Source organism: Vibrio sp. VP6, from assembly GCF_028823755.1.
Lineage (GTDB): Bacteria > Pseudomonadota > Gammaproteobacteria > Enterobacterales > Vibrionaceae > Vibrio > Vibrio parahaemolyticus.
Map to the genome: position 1 here is coordinate 1 of NZ_JAPEID010000088.1, position 4,155 is coordinate 4,155.

7 protein-coding genes are annotated in these 4,155 nt (G+C 44.7%); all 7 read right to left on the reverse strand.

What is annotated here, in order from left to right:
- Positions 1 to 202: 202 nt before the first annotated feature.
- Positions 203 to 589 carry a hypothetical protein gene (locus OU793_RS23640; RefSeq protein WP_050914803.1) on the reverse strand — a complete coding sequence of 129 codons (387 nt, stop codon included), beginning with the start codon at positions 587 to 589 and terminating at the stop codon, positions 203 to 205.
- Entirely contained in the window at positions 586 to 1,287 is a 702-nt protein-coding gene (locus OU793_RS23645) for a hypothetical protein (RefSeq protein ID WP_140300726.1), read from the reverse strand. Before OU793_RS23645 ends, OU793_RS23640 begins: the two co-directional genes overlap by 4 nt.
- On the reverse strand, positions 1,284 to 1,565 hold the full coding sequence (locus OU793_RS23650; protein ID WP_023623162.1) for a hypothetical protein: 282 nt from the start codon (positions 1,563 to 1,565) through the stop codon (positions 1,284 to 1,286). Before OU793_RS23650 ends, OU793_RS23645 begins: the two co-directional genes overlap by 4 nt.
- 138 nt (positions 1,566 to 1,703) lie before the next feature.
- On the reverse strand, positions 1,704 to 2,618 hold the full coding sequence (locus OU793_RS23655) for a hypothetical protein (RefSeq protein ID WP_023623161.1): 915 nt from the start codon (positions 2,616 to 2,618) through the stop codon (positions 1,704 to 1,706).
- 10 nt (positions 2,619 to 2,628) lie between these two features.
- Complete coding sequence (locus OU793_RS23660) at positions 2,629 to 3,210, reverse strand: hypothetical protein (RefSeq protein ID WP_050914800.1); 582 nt, start codon at positions 3,208 to 3,210, stop codon at positions 2,629 to 2,631.
- Between the two features lie 64 nt (positions 3,211 to 3,274).
- On the reverse strand, positions 3,275 to 3,790 hold the full coding sequence (locus tag OU793_RS23665; protein WP_050914799.1) for a lytic transglycosylase domain-containing protein: 516 nt from the start codon (positions 3,788 to 3,790) through the stop codon (positions 3,275 to 3,277).
- A 13-nt stretch (positions 3,791 to 3,803) separates the two neighbouring features.
- Positions 3,804 to 4,155 (reverse strand): conjugative transfer signal peptidase TraF (traF, locus tag OU793_RS23670; RefSeq protein ID WP_274647870.1); only part of this gene is annotated, 352 nt, incomplete at its 5' end.

Sequence of the window (4,155 nt, forward strand, 5' to 3'; positions counted from 1 at the left end):
GGCTGGAAATTGATCCTGAAGGTTTCCAGTCCTCCTCATGATGGATATGTGGGTAAGCGCTGGGTGCACCTTGTGAAGACTGTGGTGCTAATAATGAGTCTATTGATTCATAGTCAAAGACGGGGTGACTACTTGGTGTTTTGCCTTTGCATTTTGCTTCGAAAAAATGGTGAGGACGAGACGGTCGGGATTAAATACGGGATCAAACGTAAGTGAGAACTTCTGCTGAATCTTGATCGGATGGTAAGCAAGGAGACAAACGTGCATGACGAGCCAGTGTTGTTACGAATATCATGATGTCCGCTATGTCGGGTAAGGCGATCTCTTTGTGAGCTAAGCGAATGTCATCAGAAGACAATGGCGGGCAGTTTAATTCACTTTCCCATATCGTTAGCAGAAATGTTTTCTCGCTATCGTAATGAATGATGAGCTCTGCAATAGCACGTCCAGCTCGGTAGGTTGTCATGTTTATCTTGGTGATGTTTGTGAGATGACGATACAGATCATCCATAACGTTATTGTTATAGCGCTCTGATATAACCTTATCGCCAGAGCTAATGCTAAACAGGTGTTTAGGATTGTCTTTCATTTTGCTTTATCCTCAAGTGGAATGGCGCCCGTTAAGAACCCAATATTCAATATGCACTCCATCATTGGCTTGGGTAGTTGTTCGTTGGTGAATTTGTAACGTACTTTTCGTTCTTGTGTTTTGGACCAGTACAAGCGCGTTGTGAGGTTATTTTTATCTATGTTGACGCCACACAGAAAGTTAGGAATACCTAGCTGACTATACGGAGCTACGTCTTCGGGGACTGCACTTTTGATGAGACGTTGAATGAAGCGACTGATTAAACAGATCCTGCGTAGTTCTTCTTTGGCGTGTTCGCCAAAGAAGGCAAATACACCGCCTTTTTCGTATTTGAACGTGACGTGAGAAAACGTCATTGGGCGAGATGGTTTGCTTAATAGACTCCAGTTACAACGAAGTTGATAGAGCCCTTTGCCTTCTCGTTCAACGTAAACTTCGGCGACACCTTCGTAATCATCCATGCCCGTGTCCTCTTCATCATAGATATGACGAATCGACCCCATTAGAAATGTATCTCCTACTCGCATCTCTCGAATACGAGCGCGAAAATACAGCGGTAAACGCGCTCGACGCATGACGTCGTATCCTTGAACGCGTAAGGTTATCGCTTCTTCTTTTTGGCGTTTGATGCGATGTTGAGTTTCGAATGCTTGAAGTTCTTGCTCTTCTTCATCCGTTAATTGAATGGTTGAGTTCATACTGCCGCTTCCTCTTCTTTAGGTAATTCTGTGACGTCAATGAGTGACAGAGAGTCGTACAACACGACAGCTGAGCCACAATATGGGCGGTTGTGTGCGGGGGAATAATAATGACTGACCAGAATACCTTTAGGCTCGCAGTCGATTGAGGGCCATTCGATTTGATGGAAGGAGAATTGTATTTCAGTATCAGGAGAAGCGAGTAGCTTGGCTTTACATTTTAATGAAGTGAGCGCTTCCGGGTGAGTAGAGCTTAGGTTGAGTACTAATGATTTCATTTTACGATGTTGTCCTTAATTTTATCTATTGTTGTGGTTTGTTTTTTAAAAGCACAAACACTCTTGGTAATTAACCAATAACAAGGATAAGTACATTTTTTTACTTCGTTCGGCGCTGCATTAATTTGGGTGTGTCATTCATCCTCCACATCCTGCTGGACAGCAATCGATGTCAATGCCATGAGAACAATAGCGGGTGTCGTCATGGCAATCGTCATCTGACTGCGTTGCCTCATTCGGCTGCTCACTTACGTAGTCATGTTTTACTGCAAGTGCTATCACAGCTTCTTTTTCATTATCAGGAAGGCGTTCAATGAGTTCGTCTACGGATGATTGAAAGCGACAGAGATATAACTCATAACTGAGTCCGCAACTTTGATGGGCTTGTTTGGATAACTGCTCAATAAGCGATGGATAATCAGGGCTTTTCGTCGGGACGATTGTCGTCGGTGATTTAAAACGACGATTTCTCAGAGAAATGCATTGGGAACATTCCGCGTTGGATAACATTTGACTCATTGAATTGAGTGTGGATTCTAGGTTTTCTAAAGCGCTGTATTTTACGGTGATTTGTATGTCGCGGCTTTTACACTGACGACAATATAAATCTCCAGAATTACTCTCGATGTCGGCTTCACCACAAGATTTACATGAAATGGTGTCTTGGTGAGAGGATGTGAGTGAATCACAGTGATGCAATGTACATAGACTGATGTACAAACAGAGAAGCGCGTTTTTGAGTTGATGCAGCCACTCCAGGGTAATTACTTCACGATTCAAATGGAAGGTTGTGGCATAGGGCGGTTGTTCATCAATAAACACACCACCGTAATTAATTTGGGCTTCCAGTCTGCCGAAGTGTTTTGCGCAGTGGGGTGATTCTAAAGCGTAGTTGATATCGGAGATGAAACTTCGACAAATTACTCTTAATTCACTTATCGAATCGTATTCATTTGCCCAGCGGAATTGGTGTCCAGTTGGGAGCAATACGTCGGTCTGGTTAAGTAATTGATTGATAGTCTCTGTGTGCCTTTGGGCATGTTCATTGTGCATGGCTATTCTCCTATTGCGCTCTACGGGCTTCTTTGAGCATTCGTAAGTGATCGATGTAGAGACGCCAGTTTTTCTTTGTTAGCGGCTCTTCTGGTGTGAATCGCTTGTCTTCGCTGGTGAAGGCAAATAAACCTTTTCGATTCAGCAGCGTGGTGATGGCGTCAATGCCATCCCAACGCAGATAAGCAGTGCGAGTCTGATAACGCTTGTCGTCAATCTCAAAAGACGTCGGTGCTTTGACTAAGGCGGCGAACGCGACATCTTGAGTGGCTCTTGGATGTTGTAATTCAGTGCATTGGCGTTTGATGATGCTTTCTGAAATCACAATGCCTTCAATCCCCAAATCAATGACGTTCTTGCCATCAATATGAATAAGCCATTGGTCAATGGCTTCGGTTATGTGGGCTCTGACTTCTTCATCGCTGTAGTGCGCGTGCGGTTGAGGTTTATAGGTGCCATACATCAGGCGATAGGTCAGATTCGATTCATCAAAATCCGGTGCATCGATGACGCCTTCTTTGATCGCGATGATTTCCTTACAATCGGCTAGAAAATATTGGTCGTTGGATGCGGGTAGTAGGACGTATTGCATTGTGTTCTCTTAGAGTGAAAAAAGGCGCTCTTATGAGCGCCTGGTTAGGATTGGTTGATAATGTTTAATCGTAGAGCCCTTGCGTGGGGATACGGGATGGCGCAGTCAATACGCGCTTGGGTATGTCATTTTTCACGTACTTTTTGACATACCCATTTCTAAATCCTCGATGCGGACTGCCGGTGTTGTAGTAAGACAGGGCGATTTGCAGCGCAATGCTTGGTTTTGAATTGATTTTGAGGGCGCGCTGATAACCCTGATACAAAATTCTGGAGCCGACATGAATGTTCTTACAAGGAGTGAACATGTCGGCAATGCTGACCCCAAACGGAGCCAGGTTCTTTGAGTTAATTTGCATCAACCCCAAATCCACCGAATGCCCGAGCGATACGTAATAGTTGGCCAACTGAATGGCTTCTTGTTTCGTCTTAGGCTGGGTAATGCGCGGTGGCTTTTGATTGGGAAAGGCGTTGACGTTAATGGCCAGTGGCCGAAAGTTGGATTCGTTCTTAATGACTTGTTCTATCGTGGTTGGATGAACTTGATAGATACAATGCGAGTATTGGTCTATATCCATCATGAGGCGATGACTCTTAGAAGGTGAATATGGGGACAGCCTTACCTTGAATGGCGTTTTTTTGAATGGCGCCAAAGTAACGGCTGTCAAAACTGTTTTTGGGCGCGTAGTCCGACATCATAAAAAACTCATCGTCGGTGAGCGTGAATGCCTTGAGCTGTGGGAGCGCGCGATGATGGCTATCTGCAGAATGAACGAGAAAACGCGCGAGCGGTTTTCCATTCTTTCTGACAACGCCATCAAAAGAGAGATGGTCGCCCGATATGGCCATGATTTTTTTGATAAGCGGAGTCGAGCCACTTTTACAGGTGCCGTATTTTAGGTATTCGCGCTTAAGCGCTTGCTCAATAACCGCACTAGGAGGCGGA

Bases quoted from the DNA above. Each gene is read 5' to 3' on its own strand.
- OU793_RS23660 (WP_050914800.1), bottom strand. From the start codon at position 3,210: ATGCAATACGTCCTACTACCCGCATCCAACGACCAATATTTTCTAGCC.
- OU793_RS23665 (WP_050914799.1), bottom strand. From the start codon at position 3,790: ATGATGGATATAGACCAATACTCGCATTGTATCTATCAAGTTCATCCA.
- OU793_RS23650 (WP_023623162.1), bottom strand. From the start codon at position 1,565: ATGAAATCATTAGTACTCAACCTAAGCTCTACTCACCCGGAAGCGCTC.
- OU793_RS23645 (WP_140300726.1), bottom strand. From the start codon at position 1,287: ATGAACTCAACCATTCAATTAACGGATGAAGAAGAGCAAGAACTTCAA.
- OU793_RS23655 (WP_023623161.1), bottom strand. From the start codon at position 2,618: ATGCACAATGAACATGCCCAAAGGCACACAGAGACTATCAATCAATTA.
- OU793_RS23640 (WP_050914803.1), bottom strand. From the start codon at position 589: ATGAAAGACAATCCTAAACACCTGTTTAGCATTAGCTCTGGCGATAAG.